This is a genomic window from Nicoliella lavandulae, from assembly GCF_037546185.1.
Lineage (GTDB): Bacteria > Bacillota > Bacilli > Lactobacillales > Lactobacillaceae > Nicoliella > Nicoliella lavandulae.
In genome coordinates, this window is sequence record NZ_JAWMWH010000003.1 from 243,690 (window position 1) to 266,487 (window position 22,798).

22 protein-coding genes, 1 pseudogene and 1 other annotated feature are annotated in these 22,798 nt (G+C 39.4%); of the genes and pseudogenes, 20 read left to right on the top strand and 3 right to left on the bottom strand.

The features are described 5' to 3' along the window. The 12 genes from R4146_RS07790 to R4146_RS07845 all read left to right on the top strand — a co-directional run bounded on the left by R4146_RS07790 (window position 1) and on the right by R4146_RS07845 (window position 9,347). The gene (locus R4146_RS07790) at window positions 1-1,245 is read left to right on the top strand and encodes a baseplate J/gp47 family protein (protein WP_339960892.1); all 1,245 of its coding nucleotides are present in this window, start codon (window positions 1-3) and stop codon (window positions 1,243-1,245) included. 2 nt (window positions 1,246-1,247) lie between these two features. Beyond that, entirely contained in the window at window positions 1,248-1,937 is a 690-nt protein-coding gene (locus R4146_RS07795) for a hypothetical protein (RefSeq protein WP_339960893.1), read from the top strand. Between the two features lie 11 nt (window positions 1,938-1,948). Beyond that, the gene (locus tag R4146_RS07800) at window positions 1,949-3,592 is read left to right on the top strand and encodes a hypothetical protein (RefSeq protein ID WP_339960894.1); all 1,644 of its coding nucleotides are present in this window, start codon (window positions 1,949-1,951) and stop codon (window positions 3,590-3,592) included. A gap of 21 nt (window positions 3,593-3,613) precedes the next feature. Further along, entirely contained in the window at window positions 3,614-4,006 is a 393-nt protein-coding gene (locus R4146_RS07805; protein WP_339960895.1) for a hypothetical protein, read from the top strand. A 14-nt stretch (window positions 4,007-4,020) separates the two neighbouring features. After that, window positions 4,021-4,278 carry an XkdX family protein gene (locus R4146_RS07810; protein WP_339960896.1) on the top strand — a complete coding sequence of 86 codons (258 nt, stop codon included), beginning with the start codon at window positions 4,021-4,023 and terminating at the stop codon, window positions 4,276-4,278. A gap of 37 nt (window positions 4,279-4,315) precedes the next feature. Beyond that, window positions 4,316-4,744, top strand: a complete 429-nt coding sequence (locus R4146_RS07815) for a hypothetical protein (protein ID WP_339960897.1) — start codon at window positions 4,316-4,318, stop codon at window positions 4,742-4,744. Beyond that, window positions 4,725-5,159 carry a hypothetical protein gene (locus R4146_RS07820; RefSeq protein ID WP_339960898.1) on the top strand — a complete coding sequence of 145 codons (435 nt, stop codon included), beginning with the start codon at window positions 4,725-4,727 and terminating at the stop codon, window positions 5,157-5,159. Before R4146_RS07815 ends, R4146_RS07820 begins: the two co-directional genes overlap by 20 nt. Window positions 5,160-5,173: 14 nt before the next feature. Then, window positions 5,174-5,623 carry a hypothetical protein gene (locus R4146_RS07825; RefSeq protein ID WP_339960899.1) on the top strand — a complete coding sequence of 150 codons (450 nt, stop codon included), beginning with the start codon at window positions 5,174-5,176 and terminating at the stop codon, window positions 5,621-5,623. Continuing rightward, complete coding sequence (locus tag R4146_RS07830; protein WP_339960900.1) at window positions 5,616-6,440, top strand: GH25 family lysozyme; 825 nt, start codon at window positions 5,616-5,618, stop codon at window positions 6,438-6,440. Before R4146_RS07825 ends, R4146_RS07830 begins: the two co-directional genes overlap by 8 nt. Before the next feature lie 368 nt (window positions 6,441-6,808). Further along, complete coding sequence (locus tag R4146_RS07835; RefSeq protein ID WP_339960901.1) at window positions 6,809-8,149, top strand: FAD-dependent oxidoreductase; 1,341 nt, start codon at window positions 6,809-6,811, stop codon at window positions 8,147-8,149. A 134-nt stretch (window positions 8,150-8,283) separates the two neighbouring features. Continuing rightward, window positions 8,284-8,760, top strand: coding sequence for a glutathione peroxidase (locus R4146_RS07840; protein ID WP_339960902.1), 477 nt, complete (start codon window positions 8,284-8,286; stop codon window positions 8,758-8,760). A gap of 14 nt (window positions 8,761-8,774) precedes the next feature. Further along, complete coding sequence (locus tag R4146_RS07845) at window positions 8,775-9,347, top strand: metal-dependent hydrolase (RefSeq protein ID WP_339960903.1); 573 nt, start codon at window positions 8,775-8,777, stop codon at window positions 9,345-9,347. A gap of 32 nt (window positions 9,348-9,379) precedes the next feature. Here R4146_RS07845 and R4146_RS07850 read toward each other — a convergent pair whose 3' ends face one another. The 3 genes from R4146_RS07850 to thrC are packed head-to-tail and all read right to left on the bottom strand — an operon-like array spanning window position 9,380 to window position 12,180. Next, the gene (locus tag R4146_RS07850; protein ID WP_339961051.1) at window positions 9,380-9,814 is read right to left on the bottom strand and encodes an ACT domain-containing protein; all 435 of its coding nucleotides are present in this window, start codon (window positions 9,812-9,814) and stop codon (window positions 9,380-9,382) included. 1 nt (window position 9,815) lies between these two features. Next, window positions 9,816-10,700 carry a homoserine kinase gene (gene thrB / locus R4146_RS07855; RefSeq protein WP_339960904.1) on the bottom strand — a complete coding sequence of 295 codons (885 nt, stop codon included), beginning with the start codon at window positions 10,698-10,700 and terminating at the stop codon, window positions 9,816-9,818. Further along, window positions 10,693-12,180: a threonine synthase gene (gene thrC, locus R4146_RS07860; RefSeq protein WP_339960905.1), complete on the bottom strand. Its 1,488-nt coding sequence runs from the start codon at window positions 12,178-12,180 to the stop codon at window positions 10,693-10,695. Before thrC ends, thrB begins: the two co-directional genes overlap by 8 nt. Window positions 12,181-12,288: 108 nt before the next feature. On the opposite strand from thrC, the gene R4146_RS07865 reads away from it, so the two are divergent. The 8 genes and pseudogenes from R4146_RS07865 to R4146_RS07900 all read left to right on the top strand — a co-directional run. Beyond that, window positions 12,289-13,467: a homoserine dehydrogenase gene (locus tag R4146_RS07865; RefSeq protein ID WP_339960906.1), complete on the top strand. Its 1,179-nt coding sequence runs from the start codon at window positions 12,289-12,291 to the stop codon at window positions 13,465-13,467. Beyond that, window positions 13,467-14,804, top strand: a complete 1,338-nt coding sequence (locus tag R4146_RS07870; RefSeq protein ID WP_339960907.1) for an aspartate kinase — start codon at window positions 13,467-13,469, stop codon at window positions 14,802-14,804. The genes R4146_RS07865 and R4146_RS07870 overlap by 1 nt, the downstream gene beginning before the upstream one ends. 299 nt (window positions 14,805-15,103) lie before the next feature. After that, entirely contained in the window at window positions 15,104-15,922 is an 819-nt protein-coding gene (locus R4146_RS07875; protein ID WP_339960908.1) for a methylenetetrahydrofolate reductase, read from the top strand. A 90-nt stretch (window positions 15,923-16,012) separates the two neighbouring features. Continuing rightward, on the top strand, window positions 16,013-18,538 hold the full coding sequence (locus R4146_RS07880) for a M1 family metallopeptidase (protein WP_339960909.1): 2,526 nt from the start codon (window positions 16,013-16,015) through the stop codon (window positions 18,536-18,538). Between the two features lie 83 nt (window positions 18,539-18,621). Then, a complete protein-coding gene (locus tag R4146_RS07885) occupies window positions 18,622-18,858 on the top strand; it encodes a hypothetical protein (protein ID WP_339960910.1) in 237 nt (78 codons plus the stop codon). A gap of 165 nt (window positions 18,859-19,023) precedes the next feature. Beyond that, complete coding sequence (locus R4146_RS07890) at window positions 19,024-19,800, top strand: (S)-acetoin forming diacetyl reductase (protein ID WP_339960911.1); 777 nt, start codon at window positions 19,024-19,026, stop codon at window positions 19,798-19,800. A gap of 298 nt (window positions 19,801-20,098) precedes the next feature. After that, entirely contained in the window at window positions 20,099-21,124 is a 1,026-nt protein-coding gene (locus tag R4146_RS07895; RefSeq protein ID WP_339960912.1) for a hypothetical protein, read from the top strand. Between the two features lie 293 nt (window positions 21,125-21,417). Continuing rightward, window positions 21,418-22,313, top strand: a pseudogene (locus R4146_RS07900) (DNA/RNA non-specific endonuclease); the annotation flags it as partial. Between the two features lie 211 nt (window positions 22,314-22,524). After that, window positions 22,525-22,779, top strand: a binding site (T-box leader). Window positions 22,780-22,798 lie beyond the last annotated feature (19 nt).

Below are 22,798 nucleotides of genomic sequence, written 5' to 3' on the forward strand. Positions count from 1 at the left end.
TTGGCATATGATGAAAATCAAGGCGCATTCACCCTAGATGACCTAGATACGCTTAGACAGGTCGCAAACCAGCTATTTCAAATTCAATTTGGCATGGGTATCGACTTAGACGATGCTCAGACACCGGGGATGCTAGCTGCTATCTTGGCTTCGATAATGCAACGGTTTGAACAAGAATTGCAAGCAACGGTCAATAACTTTTTCGTCTTGCTCAGTAACGGGCAAGCGGTTGATGATCACGGGGTAGACGAAGACATCTATCGTAAGGTCGCTCAGTATAGCTATGTAAATTTACAGATTGATTGCTATGTTGATTCACCCACGATCATTCCGGATGAGTCCGAGTTTTCAACTAATGATGGTCATATCTTCAAGATTATTGACGGTGATGTGACGGTCTCAACACCAGCTTTTATCGATGATGGTAAAGGCAACGTGACCGCTTTGACTGACGAAGACGGTCAACCACTAGGACGGGTGTCAGTACAAGCGCAATCGCTTGAGACTGGTTACTCGGAGAACGTCTTGCCGAACACGATTACCAATGCTGAGCAAAGCATTGACGGGGTAGTCAGCGTGACTAATCCAGAAGGTAGCATTGGTGGGACTGATGCTGAATCAGATGATTTGTTGAAAAAGCGGATCATTGATACTCGAGTCGAAACACCCGCATACTCGCCAAATGGTGTCGTAGCAGCGTTGAAGAACCTACCGGATGTGACTGACGTTAAGCTAGTCAATAATCGTAAGCACGACACTGACAAGTACGGCAATCCGGGCAAGTCCGTTCACGTCTATGTAGTGGGTGGTGACCATCAAGAAATTGCCCAAGCGTTGTGTGACCACCTATACCCAACGACACAGACGATGGGTAACATTAGCGTCCCAGTTAGTCGCTCAGACGGCATCAGTGAGAACATGCAGTTTGACACGGCTAATGCAGTGCCAATCTATGTGACCGTTGACTTGAACGTTGATGAAAATATGTTCGATTTTGACAACGGTATCAATGCAATCAAGCAGAACATCACTAACTATTTCGACACAATTCGCATGGGTGATAACGTGGTGTATAGCAAGCTGTTCGCACCAATTTATCAACAATCGGGTGTTGAGTACGCTAATATCAAGATTAGCAAGGACAACAGCGTGTTCGTCACGACTGACCTTAGCTTTAACGACTTTGATTTGCCAATCGTTAACGACAAGAATATCATCGTTAACTTGAATAAGGTAGGTGATTAGTCATGCTAGTGAGTGATGAGAACCTAACTGATGAGGCTTATTTAGAACGATTACAACAATCGTTCCCAGCTGTCATGAACCAGCAAGATGACTCGACTAATCAGAAGCTAATCAACATCTTTAGTGGTATTGAAAATTATTACAAGAACCAGCTGCTAGCGATGAATGATTTGAATATTCTCGAGAACGTCAAAGGTGATATGTTAACACAGCTAGCGTTGGACTGGAATATCAGACGGATTGATAACGATGATGGATTCTTGCGTTTTCAAATCCGTTTTGCGATGTGGAAGCGTCACTTGGGCGTGGGTGTCAACGATATCAAAGAGTTTATTGCTTTCATTCTTAACGTTAAACCGAATGACTTTAATATCAACGCAACTGGGATGGAAGACATAGAAGTTACTGATATACCTTTTAACTTTAGTCGTAGTGATCATTCAGACTTGAAAGTCGATCTATTGATCAATGCACTTGAAAGCGTGTTACCGACTGAGTTTGACTTGACCAACGTGGAATTTATGAAGACATCAAGCATGACACTTTATCTTGGTATTGCAGTTCAGCATGGTCAAATCAAGCGAGTCTGGCAACGACCATTTAGCTATGATAAATCGGTCGTTAGCCAGTTTTACCTTGCTAATGGAATGAATGGCGCTATTGCACAAATTAAGCATGTAAAGCAACGATAGGGGGAATTTAATTGGCAACACCAAACGTAGGTATCTTGACTCAAAAAGGACTTGATATGTTCAACAAGGTTGAAGTTGGTCAAGACACTATCACATACACCAACATGGTCTATTCAAGTGATAACCTAATGGATAAGACCGATGAACAATTAGAACAACTAATTGACTTGAACAGCAAGGATTTAACATTACCAACCCAGTCCTTCATCAACACAGATGGCGTAACCGAAGTTCGCTCATCTGGCAATAATAAGGGTGTCGCTAGCGGATTTTACGTAAACGTCTACGGAATCTACGCCCACGGTACTGACGGAGTAGAATTCTTATATGGATTGACTGTCGATGATAAGCCTAGCTATGTAACGCCTTTTGATGGGGTGTCTCCGCAATCTCTTGTCATGAGTTGGCAAGCTAAGATTAGTAAGACTCAGAACGTAACATTAACTGCTACTACTGCTGTCTATGCAACAATTGATGACTTAGCTAATCAACAAGATTCACTCATCAAGAAAGTTAGTGAAGAAGGATTTATTAAGTCTAATGACGATATTAACTTTACTGGTAAACTTCAACATAGTGGATCAGACATTGCAACCGAAGTAGATGCCAAATCATATGCAGATAGCGCATATTCACACGCTAGTTCAGATTTAAGTAATTACGCTAGTAGTAACAATTTAAAGTCGAGCGTTGACAATCTTCAAGTTACTAAAGTCGATAAATCAGAATTGCAAGGACTATCTGACAACATTACGAACACGATTAATCCAAAATTAGATAGTAAAGCTGACAAGTCAGATTTGGATACGACTTTCCAAAATGCAGTTAACGTATCTAAAAAGTATACCGATGACAGCGGAATTCTAGTCAAGCCATATAGTAATTATGACGATGCTTACAATGCTGCCAAAAGCTCTAATGTTAAAGGTTTGTTTTTATATCCAATGATCAATGGTCAAATGGGTAAAGCTGTTAACTCAAGCATAATTTATAGTTACGGGAACGAAGCTTTGCCAGATGTAAGAGTTGAACTAACGAATCCTGATACAAGTCAATTCACGTTTACTAACGCTTATGTAACAATTAATCAAAAAACTATGGTAGCTACTTTACATGGTAGTATCGTTACTAAAACAAGCATAGGTAGCGGTAGGACTGTTGCAAGTTTAAACATCAAGCAATTCGGTATGAATGTGGTCGCGTACAGCTATCTTAATTCACAGTCAATTAGTGTTAATACTAACTATAATCTAGAACAATTAGTAATTAAGAATAACTATGATAATAGTAGCGGTACCACTTACAACATTGAGGGTTGCATCGTTAATCTAGCTTATGACGCTAACGCTAAGGCTAAGATTAGTGGCGACTATGAAGAAGCAGTCCCGCCACTACTATCAAAATACGGAAACAGTTCATACTATAACAAAGTTGTATATGTAGATAACATAGATGATTTTAGCGATTCGCCTTCTAACTCAAGCTTTGAACCTAATAATGAATTCACAGATGTAGATAGGGGCAAATCTGCACTAGTAAAAGCATTTAGAGGTATTTCTTTTGATTATATTGTCATTAAAATGATTGGAAGTGGTAATTACTACTGGAAAGACTTTAGCAATTGGAATACCGGAAATAACGGGTTTCTATTCTAAACATAAGGAGAATATTAAATTATGAAAATTTACGCAAAACTAAACGATAACAAATCTTTACAAACTTACTCAACAACCGCAATCGATGGATATACAGAGCTAACCATTGATGCAGCAGATGCTCATTTTTTAGGCGAAAATTATAATTTAATGTGGGCTGATGATAACGGCCTTGTGCATGCTGATAACGTTCCAGCAACTAGCTACGAACGTAAACTCGCTCAAATCGAAGCTAATATCGATACTAAGTCATCTGAAATTGATGGTAAAGTCAAGGACATGCAAGATAAGATTGATGAAGCAGACGATGCTAAAACTAAGCTAGAAAACGAAATCAGTGTTATGAATACGCAATTAGACAACGCTCAAAAGGCAACAATGGCCGTACAAGCTATGATTGCGCAAACTAAATAAGGGGGACGATATTAATGTTTGGATTATTAAAAATGGAATACGGTTGGGGTTGGTTAGGCGCTGACGAACTAAAGATGTACGTTAATTGGGGCTCAATCACGCAAGAACAATACGACCAAATCACCGGCGCTAATCAAGCAACACAATCTAGCGCTACTGACAGTCAATCCGCTGCTCAATCTAGCGCGGCAGCAAGTCAAACACCAGCTAGCTCAGCACAGCCAAGCGCTCAACCACAATCAACTCAGTCCAGCGTAACTAGCAGCAACTAGTTGCGCTTTTAATTTGCACAAATAAGGAAGTGACTAGATGCGAGTTTTGAAAAACATTCGATACTACGGTGAAACCACAGCGATTGCAGTCGTGACCTTCCTCATGGGGTTGTATATCAGATTCCATGTCAACTACCTTGATGACCCCCGTGTCACGCCTACGCCCTTTTTGCCGCCACCCGACTATCGTGAGTTGCTAGGGTTTGCGGACGACTGGTGGTTCGCAACGCTCTTGATCATCGTTAGTCTTGTGTTACTGCTCGGTGTGCTGCTAGACAGTATCAAGCTAATCAAGCCGACTATCTCGGTGTTGTCATCAATATATCTAGTCTTAGCACTAGAATTCTCAGCACGGGGAATGCTTGAGCCGCACTTTAACATTAGCTGGGCGGGGTGTTTGATTGCCGTTATAGCAATTCTAAACATCATGTTCAAGCTCGGCAGGGGTGGTGATCGTCATCCGTAATTTCGATTGGGCTGGATTCTCAGCCGTAATCACCGCTGCCGCTGGTATCTTCGCGTCCTACTTTTCTTTCAATCGTGGTAAAAACAAGGACAAGATGGAAGCGAAGGAGAAAGAACGTCAAGGTCAGCAAGATAACTATCAACAAATCATCAAGAATTACCATGATCAGTTCGAAGACCAGCGTAAGACTAACGAAGCTATGCAGAAACAAATCGATGATCTGCAGAAAGACAACAAGTATATTCGTGACGAGCTTAACAAGTTGCAAGATGAGAATGCTAAGGTGCGCAGCGAGAACCACGCACTGATTGTCTTGAACGATAAGCTCAAGCAGGACAACGATAGTCTTGCTGCTGACAACAAAAGTTTGACGGTCAAGGTCACGACATATCAGACCAAGTTTGGTGAAATATAGAAAGAAGTGATGAAATGGACGTAACGGATTACATCCTATTATTCGCGGTCATCGTCGGTGCTACGGTGACCGTTTGGCACGAGTTTAACAACTACTTAGTCAAGCAAGAAGCTAAGAAGGGTGCCAAGTACAAAGCACTAGTGGACAAGTCAGTCTATCTGAACCACATCGCAGCGTCAGTCGTTGCATCGGTCGCAGTCAATCCGCAGATTACCAAGTCGGAATCAATGGACGCTGCGTTGTCCAAGTTCTCGGCATTGCTCAATGCTAAGGGTATTAGCAACATATCGACTAGCATTGCGCGTGGCTACCTTGAAAGCAATTATCAGACTTACAAGCACAATCTAGGCGGGGACGTACATCAATCAGTGACCACGTTAACTGACGATGCAATCAACGCAATGCTTGACGGTCAAACGACTAAACAAGCACCAGTTAACCAAGGGGGTGTCGACCATGTCTAGTGTACTAGTTACGGATCACTCCGCATATAACGACAGCAGCGTTAGCTACTTCAAGAATTTAGCTAGCAAGGGTGTTAAGAGTGCCTTCGTTAAGCTATCTGAAGGGACTGGTTGGAAGTCTGACGTTGCACCTTTGCAAATCAGCAATGCTTTCAAGTCCGGCATGAAGACGGTCGGTGCTTACCATTTCTTCCACGGCAATGGTCGTCCCGAAGCCCGCTACTTCTTATACTGGGTCAAGCGTTATAAGCTCGACACGACTACTCCACTCATGATTGATGCTGAAACACCCGACATTGGTGGGACTAGCAACATCAACGAATTCCTCGATGAGCTAGTCAAGTACGGCTATAAGCGTGTTTTCGTGTACTCGATGCAAAGCTACTTTGGTGTACGGATTTTCCCCAAGTATCTCAAGCATGATGCTAAGCTATGGGTTGCTAACTATTCGGGTGGCTTTAGCATGGATAACGTCACGCTTTGGCAATTCACTGATAACTTCAGTGGCACTTCAACTGACGCTTCACGTTGCTATTTCCCATCTACGCTAGGGTTAGACGACAAGGTTGCTAAGCCCGATAAGGTCAAGATTGGTAACAAGGAATACTTGACCACCGGAACACACTTCAAGGTCACTAGCCTGGGTGGTGTCAATGCTTACAAGGACAGTCAGTTGACCAAGCCAGCTGGTATCCATCGCAACACTGGCTATGACGTCTATGGCAAGGTTGTCTATGACGGGAAATACCCACGGATCAAGACTAAGTACGGTAACTACTACACAACACGTACTGATTTAGTTCAAAGAATTAAATAGTATGCTATAATACATGTAGTTCATAAGACTATAGCGGATAATCAAGAATAGATAATTAAGCCTACTGCCCTAATGGGCGGTGGGCTTTTTTATTTACCTAAAATTAATCGTTAAACACGAAAAATCGTTTTTAATATTAATATGTACATTGCTCCCCAGAATATTTGACTACCCCACTGACTAACCTTTGCAAGATAGAATAGGATAGTATGGTAAAGTTAAAGCCGCTAAAAGCGCTGTAAAATCAATTTTAAAAGAAAGTGATAAGTTATAATCAACTGGCTTGTGTTTTTCTTCACAAAGGATTATGATAAGGGCATAAAATAATATTACGAAATATTCTTGCGAATATTAAAGGAGTTTTGATTATGAAGGTTATTGTTATTGGTTGTACTCATGCTGGTACTTTCGCTGTTAAGCAAATTTTAAAGGAACACCCTGATGCTGAAGTAACTGTGTATGAAAGAAATGACAATATTTCGTTCCTTTCATGTGGAATTGCACTTTACTTAGATGGTAAGGTTGCAGATCCTCAAGGATTATTCTACTCTAATCCTAAAGAACTAGCTGAACTTGGCGCTAACGTAAAGATGTTACATGACGTTAAGTCAGTTGATCCTGATAAGAAGACCATTGAAGTGGAAGACTTACAAAGTAAGCAAACCACTAATGACAGTTATGACAAGTTAGTTATGACTACTGGTTCACGGCCAGTTGTTCCTCCAATTGAAGGGGTGGACAATAAGAACGTATTCTTCTGTAAGAACTGGCACGATGCCCAAGTGCTCTTTGAAAAAGCAAAGGACAATAAGCGGATTACAATCGTTGGTAGTGGTTACATTGGTGCTGAATTAGCCGAAGCATACTCTAACCATGGTCATGACGTTACCTTAGTTGATACTAATGATCGAGTAATGTCCAAATACTTTGACAAGAAATTCACTGATAAGATTGAAGATAGCTACAAGAAGCACAATGTAAAGCTTGAATTAAACCAATTAGTTTCTAAATTTGAAGGTGATGATGAATTAACCATTACCACTGACAAGGGTCAAATCAAGACTGATATGGCCATTCTATGTGTCGGTTTTAGACCTAACACTGAACTATTAAAGGGTAAGGTTGACATGTTACCAAACGGTGCCATTAAGACTAATGATTACATGCAAACTTCTGATCCTGACATCTTTGGTGCCGGTGATAGTGTGGCTGTTCACTACAACCCAACTGGTCAAGATGCTTACATCCCACTTGCCACTAATGCAGTTCGGCAAGGAATCTTAGTTGGGATGAACATTGAAAAGCCAACTACTAAGTACATGGGAACACAATCATCATCTGGATTACAATTATACGATGACACGATTGTATCAACTGGATTAACGATGGCTAATGCTACTCAACAAGGAGTAGAAGCACGCGAAGTAGTAATTGAAGATAACTACCGTCCTGAATTTATGCCAACTACCACTCCAGTATTAATGTCCTTAGTTTATGATCCTAAGACTAGACGGATTCTTGGTGGTTCCTTAATGAGTAAGTATGATGTATCTCAATCTGCTAATACGTTATCTGTATGTATTCAAAACCGGAATACTATTGATGATTTAGCAATGGTTGATATGTTATTCCAACCAAACTTTGACCGTCCATTTAACTATTTGAATATTTTAGGCCAAGCTGCACAAGCTCAAGCTGACAATCAATAATTTAAATATTAAGTAAAGAGCATCCGATTGGGTGCTTTTTATTTTTGTCTAAAATTTAATACGATTAAATAGCAATCAAAGTGGGATTATGTAATAATGAATAGCATGATTAATTACGAAAGGATGTTCGTCTAATGAGTTCGGTTTATGATTTTACTGAAACTGAAATGAGTGGCCAAAGCTTACCATTAAGTCAGTACAAAGGTAAGGTACTATTGATTGTAAATACTGCTAGTAAGTGTGGCTTAGCAGGACAATTAAAAGAGATTGAAGCTCTATATAAGAAGTACCATCAAGACGGCTTAGAAGTATTAGGCTTACCATCAAACCAGTTTCACAATGAATTAGCAGATGATAAAGCAACCAGTGAATACTGTCAGTTACACTATGGAGTAACATTCCCAATGACCAAACACATTCGGGTCAATGGTCGTGATGCAGATCCATTGTTTACCTATTTGAAGGATGAATCAGGCCACGGTCGCATCAAGTGGAACTATACTAAGTTCTTAATTGGTCGGGATGGTCAATTGATTCATCGGTATGCCCCAATTACCAAACCAGAAAAAATGGAGCCAGAGCTTGTGACTGCATTATACGATGAAGATTAGGAAGCGATGAAGGAATGGCACTTCGTAGAACGCATATCGCTGCTTCAGAAGCACTAGTTTTAGGTGGATTATATTTTACTAACCAACCAATTTCGGTCGAAATGATTAGTGTTTTGGGGGTCTGGATCGGCGCTCAAATGCCAGATATTGATGTTAAGAATACACGGATTAACCGGTTCTTTGGCGTTTTTGGGTTCATTTTTTCGATGCAAAGGCACCGAACCTGGACGCATAGCATTTGGGCAGTTATATTAGCCGGAGTGGCTGCTTATTATTTACCGGTGTTTAGCATTATGAACGCTAATTTCATGGATTTAAATTTTCAGCGGGTGTTTTACTGGGCGGTTTTTGCCGGCTACTTATTACACTTAGTTGAAGATAGTTTTTCCAAGCAGGGCGTGCATTGGTTCTATCCGTTTTCACTTCATGAGTCATATAAGAAGTATCGCCGTAGTGGTGGACGCCGTTCGAAATGGTATTACTATCAAACCGGTGGACCGGCAGAACGATTGTTCTATCTTTGTGCAGTGTTAGCAATCGTATATCTGTCGATTATGATCTTTTATGCAAATTATCTAATAAAATAAGGAATTGGCTTTTGCCAATTCCTTATTTTTGTCTATTCAATTGAAATTAAACTAATTTTATTAGCACCATCAATATCTTTAATTTGCTCTAGCAATTCATCGATGGTGATGTGCATGTGGGTTAAATCAAGTGAAATAACAACACTTGCAACATCGTGAATGGGGATGTTTTGGTTGATTGTTAAAATACTGGCGTCACTATTGGAGATCGTTGCTAATACCTTTGACAATAAGCCCCTTCGATTATCCAGCATAAATGAAATTAGGGCCTTTCGATCCCATGAAGCATTACTGGCTTCGTATACTAAATCTTTATACTTATAATAACTACCACGGCTAATGCCGACTTCCTTAACCGCTTCACTAATTTTTTTAACCTGGCCAGTATCTAATAAATGCCGCGCTTGAATTACCTTATCGAAGGTTTCTGGCAATAAAGATTGGTCAACAATGTAGTATTTATCGATTTTAAAGCACCTCGCTTTTCGCTCCATGATTATCAACCATAATTGGGACAACTTGCCATTCTGGAAATGCTGCTTTAATTTGGGCGACTAATTGTGCTTTAATTGTTGGTTGGTCAGTCACTGCCATCATGGTCGAGCCACTACCACTAATGTAAAGCACGCTATTGAATTGATTACAAATTGCCTTAATTTGGTCGAAATGATGGATTAATTTTGCTCGATATGGTTCGTGCATGCGGTCATTCATTGCTTCTTTTAGCTGGCTTAAATTACCAGTTTCAACTGCATGCGTCATTAATAAACTATGGCTAACTTGATGGGTTACGTCAGGGTAACTCATTTGACTTGGCAATACCGACCGGGCTGCTGCCGTGCTAATTTTGAAGTTAGGGATAATGGCAACGAATTGCAATGCCTTGTTTACTGGATATTTAACCACTTGGACTTGTTGATTGGAATCAACGAATGCCATACATAAACCACCAAAAATAGCTGGGGCAACATTATCTGGATGACCTTCCATTTTAGTTGCGATTTCTAATAGTTCTTGATCGTTAAGTGGGAGGTCAAACCATTGATTAGCACCCACTAGTCCGCCAACGATGCAAGCAGCAGAACTACCCAATCCTCTAGAAACAGGGACGTTGGTGTGAATTTGAATGGATAGCTTAGGAACGGGTTGGTCAATGGCATTACAGACAGCTTTGAAACCCTGATATACTAGATTATCTTCATTTTGAAATTCGCTTGGACAACCACTGATTGTTAAATCAGCATTCGAATTATGTTCAAACGTGAATTTTGACTGCATGTCAACAGCTAGTCCAATGCAATCAAAACCTACTGATAGGTTAGCACTAGTGGCGGGAACCGTAACTTTAATCATGCTTGAACACCTCCATTGAACGTTGGTATACAAAGTCAGCCATTTGGCTTGGTTCAATGACAGGAGCTTGATCTTCAGGCAGTTCCCATACTTTAGCTAGGTTAGCTGGAACTTCAACACCAGTTGCTTTAAAGATGGCTTGAGTGGTTTTGATTGGATCGTCATCGTGGCTGCCCAACACTGCATCGGCAACCGCATCCACGAATTTATAAGGGCTAGCGGTACTCAATAATACCATTGGTGTATCAGGATCTTGGGCTTGGGCCGCTCTCATTACGGAGTAACCAGAAGCAGTATGGGGATCCATTAGATAATGATACTTATCAAAGACTTCCTTAATTGAAGCTTCAATTTGTTGATCATCACTAAATCCACATGCAAAGTCTTTTTGGATGGATGCTAATAATGATGGAGTTACCTCATATTTTCCAGTAGTTTCCAATTGATCCATCAATGATTTAATATATGCAGCATCCCCACCACTCTTATAGAAAAGTAGCCGTTCGAAATTACTAGAAATTTGAATATCCATACTAGGGGCCACCGTTTTAAAGAATGGGCGGTTACGGTCATAAACACCGTTGGTAAAGAAATCTGCTAGCACCTTATTGGAGTTACATGCCACCACTAACTTTTTAACGGGTAGTCCTAATAGCTTTGCGTAATAACCAGCTAACACGTCCCCAAAGTTACCAGTTGGCACGGTAAAGCTAATTGGGTCACCAAGTTTAACCTTTCCAGCATCAACCAATTGTTTGTATGCATTAAAGTAGTAAACGATTTGCGGGATTAAACGACCGATATTAATGGAATTAGCACTTGAAAGGTTAATGTCTTTTCCTAATCTTTGTTTCAAATCTGCATCATTAAAGATGTGTTTAACATTCGTTTGTGCATCATCAAAATTACCATCAATCGCAGCCACATTGGTATTATCACCCTTAGTGGTTAGCATTTGTTGTTTTTGAATTGGACTAACTCCGCCATCGGGGAAGAAAACACTGATTCCCATTTGCTTGGTATTCTTAAACCCAGCCAATGCAGCCGTACCTGTATCACCGCTAGTAGCAGCTAAGATCATTACCCGTTGTTCGGGACTAAGGGCGGTACGCATTAATTCTGGTAATAATTGAAGACCCACGTCCTTAAATGCACTGGTAGGCCCATGGAATAGTTCTAACACGTGGAAGTTATCAACCGATTCAACGGGCGTGATCCGCTCATCACTGAATGAATGATCGTATGCATTATGCAAACATTCATCAATTTCAGCTTCTGAAAAATCAGGAAGTAAAATACTGAGCACGTCAGCAGCCATTCCTTGATAGTCCTTCTTAATTAATGAAGCTAAATTAACTTGTTGATCTGATAAGTCGGGCAGCACAAATAATCCTTTATCATCAGAAAACCCTTTAATAATGGCATCCTTGGCACTCATCTTGATTTGGTCATTTCTAGTACTTATGTAGTAATTTGTCATAAATTTACTCCTCCAATAACTTGCATTCGATTTATATCCATGATAATATGTTTTTAAATAAAAAACAAGTGTTTATTAAAAATATACATATAGGAGGCTGCATAGGTTATGAATATTGCGATTTTAGGATTAGGAACTGTCGGCACTGGCGTTGCCAAAATAGTAGAAGGTGCTGATGCAATGACAAAAGCAGCAGATCTCCACGTTTCACACGTTTTTGTACGACCAGAAAAAGCGGATGCTAGTAAACGGTTAACGTCTGATTATGATGCCATTTTAAATGATGACGATGTTGACGCAGTCGTAGAAGTGCTTGGTGGAATTGAACCTGCCCATTCAATGATTTTAGATGCATTACGGCATCAAAAACATGTTGTTACTGCTAATAAAGCAGTTGTTGCTAGATATATGGAAGAATTTGTTCAAACGGCTAAGGACAATGTAGTTCAATTCCGATTTGAAGCCAGCGTTGCTGGTGGAATTCCTTGGATTACTAACTTGGAACGGACATTACGGATTGATTCCATTAATTCATTTCATGGAATCTTCAATGGAACTAGTAACTTCATTTTAGATCAAATGACTAAGACTGGGGCATCATTTGATTCAATTTTAAAGCAGGCTCAAGACTTAGGGTATGCAGAAGCTGATCCGAGTGCAGATATTGATGGATATGATATTGAAAACAAACTGTGCATCAGCTTAGACATTGCTTACGATACGTTAGTTCACCCCGGTGATAATTTACCTAAGTTTGGGATTCGGACAATTCAAGCCCAAGATATTGATTTCTTCAAGCAACAAGGTTGGGTCGTTAAATTGATCGGTCGTAGCGTTAGACATGGTGATCATTTTAGCTATGTGATCGAACCAATGTTATGTCGTGCTGGTTCCATTGAAGCAAGCATTAGCGATAACTTTAACTACGCTAGTCTACATGGTGATTCCATTGGTGAATTAGGCTTTATGGGCCAAGGTGCTGGGATGTTACCAACGGCACATGCAGTCGTTCAAGACTTATTGGATGTTAAATGCAGTAATGAACATTTGGACCGTTGCTTCGGCAAAACCCTTCAATTAGATAATCGTTCTGATGAGGGGACTTATTGGGTCCGGACAAGTGCAGCTCAATTCAAAGAATTGGCTAAGGCATGGCATCCTGTTGAACATGATGGTTACTTTAAGGTTGAAGATATTGATGCTCAATCAATGCATGATTTAATGAAAGAATTATTATTGATTGATGCAAACGCATTTATGGCTCGTGAATCTGGAGGTGTCGACTAATGATTGTTGCAAAATTTGGTGGAAGTTCGATGGCGGATGCTGACCAATTAAAAAAGGTCAAGGCCATTTTAAACAGTGATTCGAATAGACAGGTGGCCGTAGTTAGTGCGGCTGGAAAGGGGATTCACAACCCAGTTAAGTTAACTGATCAATTAATCCATATTTATGATTTGATTCAAGCTGGTAAGGATTTCTCTAATGCATTAAATGAGGTTTGGCAACGATTGGATGCGGTCGTAGAAGCCTTGGACTTAGATTTTCCGATCCATGAAGAGCTATCTAATATCTCAAAACAAATTAATCAACTTAGTTATGCAGAATTAGTATCACGTGGTGAATACTTAACGGCCCACTTATTAGCTAGTTACTTAAAGTGGCCAATGATTGATGCCGCTGATTTCTTAGTAATTAATAGTGGCCAAATTGACTATCAAGCTTCCAAGCAACGTTTAATGAACATCACTAAACATATTGAACACTGTGTGATTCCTGGCTTTTATGGAGTAAATGCTGCTGGGAAAATCGAATTATTACCCCGTGGTGGTGGTGATACTTCTGGAGCCGTGGTCTCTAATTTGGTGAATGCTGCTTGTTATGAAAATTGGACGGACACGAATGGAATTCTAGCAGTGGATCCAAGAATCGTTGATCAACCAACGAAGGTCAATATTTTATCCTATGATGAATTACAAGAATTATCATACTTAGGTGTAAAGGTATTTAATGAAGAAGCAGTCCAACCAGTGCGCATGAAACAAATTCCCATTCGCATTATGAATACGAACCGCCCTGAATTAGGGGGAACGTTCGTTGTTACTGATAAGAATAGTGTTGATTATAAACCAGAAGTAGCAGGGATTGCGGGTAAACAAGACCAAGTCATCTTAACGGTAAAGCAGTATCAATTATCTAGCCATGTTGATTCAGTGATTGCACTGATTAGATTGGTAAATAATTTCCATTTGAAGTCCACTTATTCATTATCTGGTGATTCAATTAGTTTTGTATTATCAGGAGTGGATGAACAAAAAGACATTCAGGACTTGGTCAATCAAATTAATGCTAATGTAAATCCAGATAATATTCATGTAACTGAACGAATTGCCAAAGTGGCAGTTGTTTCAGAAGCCTTTTGTAATCGGCCTCGGTTAGTTGGGAAAATGATCGAATTATTAGAAGCTAATTCAATTCCCGTTCAACAAGTTATTCAAACCAGCGATGATATTAAGGTTGTTTTTGGGGTTGCGAATGCTGATTATCAACGTGCCATTGAATGTTTGTATCATGAATTCTTTCGCAAAGCGAATGTAAGATCAATGGTAGCAGTGAATTCCTAATTTATTTAGGCTAACCAAAAAATAATGTTGGATATTATAGTTAAAATCATTTATAATAGGTAGTGGATAGTTATCGATTAATTAGATCTTTTCACACTTTACAGAAAATCACTAGAATTCCATTCTTCCTAATATTAGACATAGATTATACTATAATAAATATTCCATTCTAAAATGGTTGATAACTCAATCCTAAATGGAGGTTAATGAACAAGTTCGTGCTTGTTCACTAACCTCCATTTATTTTTAGACCGTGTTAGAATGAAACCATATTAAACTTTAAAATAGGTGGTAGTGACATGAAATTATCGATTGAGATCCAGCCCAAAGATAGCCAAACGAATGCACGACTATTAACTTTAATTCAACGAATTGCACCCGCTGCGGTATATGTTCCGTTCAATCCTGGTGGGCATCAAAATGAAATTGCTGATCATCACTTTTTAGACCAGGTGCAAAATAAATTACACATCCCAGTAATCCCACACCTGACTGGCCGTTACCAAAGTCAATCATCGGTTCGTAAACGCATCGATGAACTACAACAGTTACACATCGATCATTTATTAGCCCTCCGTGGTGATAACATTGCAGGCCAGCCACCAATGAAGACGTTTGAACATGCTAGTGATTTGATCCATTTCATTAATCACGTTGCACCCGAATTTAGCATTGCTGGAGCATGTTATCCGGAAGGCCACTACGAAGCCCCTAGTATCGCTTCTGACATCGCTAATTTAAAATATAAAGTCGCTGCGGGGGCCAAGGCCCTAGTGACCCAAGTGGTGTTTGATAATCAAACGCTATATCAATTTATGACACAACTACGCGCTGCGGGAGTTAAACTTCCCCTTTCAATTGGAGTGATGCCCGTGTTCGATCGTGATCAGGTTAACCGGATGCTCAAGTTAACTAAAGTCCAAATACCAGATTGTTTAGCAATGCTACTTGCGATCGAAGATGACTCGCTATTTGCAATGGCGGGTCGGATTTTTACTAAATTTCAATTACGTGATTTGGCTCAACATGGGATTGAGCGAGTTCATTTATATACGTTAAATAATGAGCAATTGTTAAATGATTTAGCAACCAATAATTATGTCGTACAAGATGGATAGATGGAAATTTAGTTAAATAACGAGTATAATTAGAGTATTATAAAATTTTAATGAAATTAAAATAACAAAACAATTTAAAGGAGTTTTACTATGAGTGAGTTAGCTAGATTATATCCAGTTTTTCAACCATCACATTATGATTTGTTAATTGATGTGAACCGGGGCGACAAGTTAATTAAGGGCCAAACAACGGTGACTGGAAATGCAAAGCAAAAATCAATTGCTGTGCACCAAAAGGACTTAACGGTTGAATCAGTCAAATTAGATGGTCAAGACGTTCCATTCTCATTGGATCGTGATCATGATTTGATCAACCTAGAACTACCAACTAATGGGGAAGTTACTTTTACCATTGACTATACAGCACCATTGACTGATACGATGATGGGAATTTACCCATCGTACTATGAAGTTGATGGAGTCCAAAAGCAATTAGTGGGAACTCAATTTGAAACTAACTTTGCACGACAAGCATTCCCATGTGTGGATGAACCAGAAGCTAAGGCTACGTTTAGTTTAGGAATTAAGTTTGACGAACAACCTGGCGAATCAGTTATTAGCAACATGCCAGAAGTAAAGGAAACTGACGGAGTTCACTACTTTGAAACGACAGTCCGGATGTCTACTTATCTAGTTGCATTTGGGTTTGGGGACATGCAAAACAAGCAGACCACCACTAAGAGTGGGGTTAAGGTCGGCGTATTTGCTACAAAGGCCCACCAACCAAAGGAACTTGACTTTGCCCTAGACATTGCTAAGCGTTCGATTGAATTTTTCGAAGACTTCTATCAAACTCCATACCCACTTCCACATTCATGGCAATTAGCATTGCCTGACTTCTCAGCTGGTGCAATGGAAAACTGGGGCTTAGTAACTTATCGTGAAGCCTACTTACTATTAGATCCAGATAATACTGCCCTATCTACGAAGCAATTGATTGCAACGGTAATTGCGCATGAATTAGCCCACCAATGGTTCGGTGACCTAGTTACCATGCAATGGTGGGATGATTTATGGTTAAACGAAAGTTTCGCGAACATGATGGAATACGTAGCGATTGATGCCATTGAACCAAACTGGCACATTTGGGAAAGTTTCCAAACTTCAGATGTTCCCGCAGCATTACAACGTGATGCTACCGATGGGGTTCAATCCGTTCACGTACAAGTTAACCATCCCGCAGAAATCGATGCTTTATTTGATGCCGCAATCGTATATGCTAAGGGAGCTCGGATGTTAGTAATGGTTAGAGCCTTAATTGGTGATGATGCATTGCGTAAGGGTCTTAAAGCTTACTTTGCTGCTCACAAGTATGGTAATGCTAGTGGGGATGACTTATGGAATGCGCTAGGGGATGCTTCTGGGATGGACTTGGCTAAGATCATGAAGACCTGGTTAGAACAACCTGGTTATCCAGTTGTCACTGCGGAAGTGGTTGATGGTCAATTAACCCTAACTCAAAAGCAGTTCTTCATCGGTGATGGTGAAGATAAGGATCGCCTATGGCAAATTCCATTAAACAGTAACTATGCAGCTGCGCCTGCTATTTTTGCTGATCGTAAAGTGGTACTTGGTGATTACCAAGCACTAAGATCACAAGCTGGAAAACCATTTAGAGTGAATGTTGGCAATAATTCTCACTTTATCGTTAAATATGATGATACGTTATTATCAGATATTTTAGACCACAGTGATGAATTAGGGGCAATTGATGAAATGCAACTATTACAAGACTTGCGATTATTAGCCGAAGCGAACCAAGTTAAATACACTACTGTCTTACCATTCCTATCCCGCTTTGCAGATAGCAAATCTGCAGTGGTAGTGAATGGAGTGTACCGGTTAGCCATTAAGCTAAAGGATTTTGTTACTCCTAATTCAAGTGAAGAAACTAATTTACGGGCGTTCTTTAATCAACTGAGTGCAAATGCTGCTAAGCGGTTAGGTTGGACCCCCAAGGCTGGTGAATCCAATGATGATCAACTTAGTCGAGAAACGATTTTAAGTGCGTCACTGTATGGTAAGAACCAAGCATCAATGGATGCCGCCCATGAAATCTTTACTAAGCATCATGATCATTTAGAAGCATTATCTGCTGATACACGGGGCTTAATTTTAGCCAATGAAGTTGAAAACTATGGCTCACAAGCCCTCTTTGATGAATTGATTGCTGATTACCGTAAAACAGCTGATGCTAGTTATAAATCTGATTTAACATATGCCGTAACTAAGGTACGGGATGCTAAGTTAGTTGCGGAACTGGTAGCTAAATTTGAAGATAGTAACACCATTAAACCACAAGACTTACGAGCATGGTTTGCCGGCGTATTAGCTAATGCTGCTGGTCAACAAGCCGCATGGGATTGGGTTCGTAATGAATGGCAATGGCTAGAAGATACGGTCGGTGGTGATATGGAATTCGCAACGTTCATTACCGTTATTTCAAGAGTTTTCCATACACCAGAACGACTAGCTGAATTTAAGGCGTTCTTTGAACCTAAGTTAGATACGCCTGGATTGACCCGTGAAATTAAGATGGACATCAAATCAATTACCACTAAGGTTGACTTAATTGAATCTGAAAAGGATGCAGTTAATCAAGCATTAAGTAAATAGAATTAAATTTAAAAGGAATTTCATGATTAAGATGAAATTCCTTTTTATTTGCGTAATTTACTAATGAAAGGGAGCTGATCGATGTGGATGCTAAACAAGTGTATCTATTACAATTTATTTCTGATGAATATGGACCAAGTGACTTCGTTGCAATTAATGATATTGACCGCTGCGTTATTATTGGTGATGCAGTAAGGACCTGGCGAGTACCAGCAATTGAGGCCCAAATTGTTGAACACCATGAATTAATTAAGGCGGTGTTAAATGGACTAAAAAGGGGATACCGGCTAGTGGTTGCTTCTCATCATCCTATTTTTTAATGAGTCCATTAGTGGAAATCGTCACGGCAATCAAGACACTAGAACATCGTTATTATATGTGTGTAGATTTGTTAAAATAAAGAGCTTAAATCCCGTCTTAATCATGACTAGTGATATACTTGTAAACGAATATAAATTAAATGATTCACTAGGAGGAATTTGGTTATGGCAGATAAAAAAGTAGCTTTAATTACTGGTGCAGGCCAAGGAATTGGAAAGGCAATCGCTGAACGTTTAAATCGTGATGGCTTTGCAGTAGCATTATTGGGCCGGCATTTAGATAAGGTGCAAGCCGTTGCTGATGAATTAAATCAAGCTGGTGGGGATGCATTTGCAGTTCAAGCAGATGTAGCTGACCAACAAGCAGTATTTGATGCAGTAGCAAAGGTAAAAGACCATTACGGTGACTTTAATGTAATGATTAATAACGCTGGGGTCGCTCCATCAGATCCAATTGAATCAGTGACACCAGAACAATTAGACTATGCTTACAAGATCAATGTAGGTGGAGTCATTTGGGGGACCCAAGCAGCAGTGAAGGCCTTTAAGGAATTGAACCACGGTGGTAAGATCATTAACGGTTCTTCTCAAGCTGGCCAAGAAGGAAATCCTAACTTAACTGTTTATGGTTCTACTAAGTTTGCCATTCGTGGGATTACGCAAACTACTTCTAAGGAACTAGCTCCAGACCATATTACGGTAAATGCATATTGTCCAGGAATCGTTAAAACACCAATGATGGAAGATATTGCTAAAAACGTTGCTAAGGAAGCTGGTAAGTCCGAAGAATGGGGAATGGAACAATTTGCTAAAAATATTTCTCTAAAGCGATTATCTGATCCTAGTGATGTTGCTAACCTAGTATCATTCCTTGCTAGTGATGATTCAAACTACATTACTGGTCAATCCATTTTAGTTGATGGTGGAATGGTTTATAGATAATAAAAACATTTTAACTTAAATATTAACCCTGCTAATTAAACTTGTAGTAACTGGAAAGCCCAGGATAGTTTAATTAGCAGGTTTTTTATTTACATATAAAATATCACCAAAGTAGTAAAGTATGCCAATTCATTAATCATTGAGGGTCCGGATTCGTTTTGACCAACCCCTAATTGATTATATTAGTATCAATAATTTTTATACCCACTTAATAGTTTTGTTTTATAAGGAACTTTCTGGTATAATTAATTTATTGTAAATATTATTAATTTTTATTTAATTTCAGGAGATGTTTATTGTGAAGTTTACTAAATTAGCAACGGCAGTCGCTGCTGCCGCTATGTTCGCTAGTGCTGGTTTCCCAGCAGCTCATGCAATGTCTACATACAACCAAAAGACGGCTGCAGTTACTAGCATTCCTCAAGTTAAGGTGGTTCAAAACCCTAATATTACTAGAGCATTACCTAACCCTTATGGATATGGTCAAAACCAATCCAACAACCAAGGACGGTTAAATACCATTACTGTTAATGGTGGGGCTAAGAGTGTTAGTTTTACTACTAGTGCCTTTTTAATGACCAGTCAAGGTTCACCACAAAGTGGGGCATTAGTTGGTAAGTACCTATATGCAATGTACAATGCTAACCGGAGTGAAAGTGATAACGACCGTAAGGATTATATCGTACGTTATGACTTAAGCAAGTTACAAAATAATCAATTCCCAGCCGATGCGATTAAACAAGGTCCTGAATTTGATGGTGGCCACGGTCAATCATTATCATACAACCCTAAGACTAAGCAACTTTGGTTCTTAAACATTGCACGTGGTTCTGATACCCATGCAGCAGCTGAATTAGTTAGCAAGAGTACTTTAACTCCTACTAATAGTGTTCAATTTAAATTCTCAAGCAATGGTAGTTCCATTGATAATAACTTAGCATTCGATAAGAATGGTTATGCTTATACTTATGTTAAGAGTGGTGGTGGAAACGTACCACAAGGTGCATACAAGATCTATCGTGGTAAGATTACTACCAAGGGTGTTCACTTCGACTTAATGAAGAGTGCCATCAGACATTCTGCCGGTGCAATTCCACAAGGTTTTGGTTACAATCCAAAGAATGGTCGTCTATACTTTGTTTCAGACAGTAGTATCGTTTCTGCACCTGCTAACAAGTTAAACAACCTTTCTAAGTCAGACGTTAAGTACATTCATGCTGATAGTACTCGTGAATTTGAAGGTTTACTATTTAATGCTAGTGGTAAAGGCTTCTTAATTAGTCTTCGTCCTGATGAATTAATGGCAATGAAGGGTTCATTCTAATTTATTAGTTTGAATACTAACTATTATTAAAAATGCATCCTAATGATTTTAGGATGCATTTTTTGTATCTGAAGTTGATCGTAGAGGTAGTAAATTATGTCAAAATGATTATTTTGCATTTGAATCTGTAACTGCTGCTATTTATACGGAAGTATCAATCGATACGGCTGGTTCAATTGGCTACTGTGCCGAACAAAATGCCATTGGGCCTAATTAATTAATTACCACGCTAATATTTTAGGGTGGTTTTTGATTGCAACCATTTATAAAATATTTAATAATTATAAATAGAAATGGGGGTAATTAATTTGAATAAAAAATGGAAAATATTTGGCTGGGGCTTTGTCATTTTAATGGTCTTCGGTTATTTTGGTGGTGGTTCAAGCGGCAGCCAATCAAATGCTAAACATGAATCAGCAACCAGCAGTAGTAAAGCGGTTAGTTCGACCAGCAGTAGTGATAAACCTAAAACGGTAGCGCACACAGAAGCTAAGAAGGAGACTAAGGTTCATCATTCCACGAAAAAGCACCACGCAAAGAAATCAAATGATAGTAAAATAGTCACAGAGTTAGCTGATCAAAACTATCATAGTGGTGAAGCAGCGTACATAAATGTTAATGGTGGTAATAGTACTCTTAAAGCCAGTGCCTGGCACACTAATCACATCCATTATGCTGACTTAGATAGCTTAAACCGGACTTCAGCCGCTAATACTGGTTATTTGGAGCAACGAAATGTTGCAAACGATTCGTTACGGACTACTCAAACCGTTTATCCAACTGGTTGGCAACAAAAGTTCATTAACCGGGTGGCAATCATTAATCGAGGCCATTTGATTGCGTATAGTTTATCAAAGGGCATTTCTGTTAATGGGACCTATAGTCCTAGCGATGAGTCGGGAGATCAAAATAATCCGCGTAATTTATTTACGCAGACGGCATTTAGTAACCAACGGGTACAAACAATTTATGAATCCAAAGTTAGAGATGCCTTACGGGATGGCGAACGCGTTATTTATCAAGTGCAACCCATTTTTAGAGGTTCAGAGTTAATGGCCCGCGGGGTTCATTTGCAAGCAATTTCCACTAATGGGCATTGAATTTTAATGTCTATTTATTTAACGTTCAACCAGGTGTCGATTTTGACTACGCAACTGGTCATTCTAAAATTGATCATGCGATGGTCGTACCGACGCCTGATGGGGCACCCACTTTCTATAATGATGAGCATCATAGCTATTATCACCGTCATTATAGCTATCATCGCCATTATTATTATCACTATTAATGGTTTTAATTCCGCTAATTTTAAAGTTAGCGGAATTTTTTTTAAAAAACTTTGCATTTTTATTTGACAAACAATAATAATAGGTTTATGATAGTGACAACATAATTTATTAAAAGTTACTGAGAAAAGATGAGTAATTAATTGTAAGCATCACAGAAAGCCACGGTTGTTGAGAAGTGGTATGTAAGCATTTAATGAAGATGGTCTTGGAGTAACCATAGTTGGTGAGTTATTGATTAATAAGCCGATTACGATTAACAATCGTTACCATGTTCTAGTATAGCTTCCATTAGTGTACTTGTGAGGATTAGCCTTATTTTTGGCTAATTGAATTAGGGTGGTACCGCGTACATAATACGCCCCTAGATAGACATTCATTTGTTTAT

Coding starts and splice junctions, on each gene's coding strand:
- R4146_RS07835 (WP_339960901.1), top strand. CDS start 6,809: ATGAAGGTTATTGTTATTGGTTGTACTCATGCTGGTACTTTCGCTGTT.
- R4146_RS07865 (WP_339960906.1), top strand. CDS start 12,289: ATGAATATTGCGATTTTAGGATTAGGAACTGTCGGCACTGGCGTTGCC.
- R4146_RS07845 (WP_339960903.1), top strand. CDS start 8,775: ATGGCACTTCGTAGAACGCATATCGCTGCTTCAGAAGCACTAGTTTTA.
- R4146_RS07880 (WP_339960909.1), top strand. CDS start 16,013: ATGAGTGAGTTAGCTAGATTATATCCAGTTTTTCAACCATCACATTAT.
- R4146_RS07870 (WP_339960907.1), top strand. CDS start 13,467: ATGATTGTTGCAAAATTTGGTGGAAGTTCGATGGCGGATGCTGACCAA.
- R4146_RS07830 (WP_339960900.1), top strand. CDS start 5,616: ATGTCTAGTGTACTAGTTACGGATCACTCCGCATATAACGACAGCAGC.
- R4146_RS07815 (WP_339960897.1), top strand. CDS start 4,316: ATGCGAGTTTTGAAAAACATTCGATACTACGGTGAAACCACAGCGATT.
- thrB (WP_339960904.1), bottom strand. CDS start 10,700: ATGATTAAAGTTACGGTTCCCGCCACTAGTGCTAACCTATCAGTAGGT.
- R4146_RS07810 (WP_339960896.1), top strand. CDS start 4,021: ATGTTTGGATTATTAAAAATGGAATACGGTTGGGGTTGGTTAGGCGCT.
- R4146_RS07875 (WP_339960908.1), top strand. CDS start 15,104: ATGAAATTATCGATTGAGATCCAGCCCAAAGATAGCCAAACGAATGCA.
- R4146_RS07795 (WP_339960893.1), top strand. CDS start 1,248: ATGCTAGTGAGTGATGAGAACCTAACTGATGAGGCTTATTTAGAACGA.
- R4146_RS07890 (WP_339960911.1), top strand. CDS start 19,024: ATGGCAGATAAAAAAGTAGCTTTAATTACTGGTGCAGGCCAAGGAATT.
- R4146_RS07825 (WP_339960899.1), top strand. CDS start 5,174: ATGGACGTAACGGATTACATCCTATTATTCGCGGTCATCGTCGGTGCT.
- R4146_RS07840 (WP_339960902.1), top strand. CDS start 8,284: ATGAGTTCGGTTTATGATTTTACTGAAACTGAAATGAGTGGCCAAAGC.
- thrC (WP_339960905.1), bottom strand. CDS start 12,180: ATGACAAATTACTACATAAGTACTAGAAATGACCAAATCAAGATGAGT.
- R4146_RS07805 (WP_339960895.1), top strand. CDS start 3,614: ATGAAAATTTACGCAAAACTAAACGATAACAAATCTTTACAAACTTAC.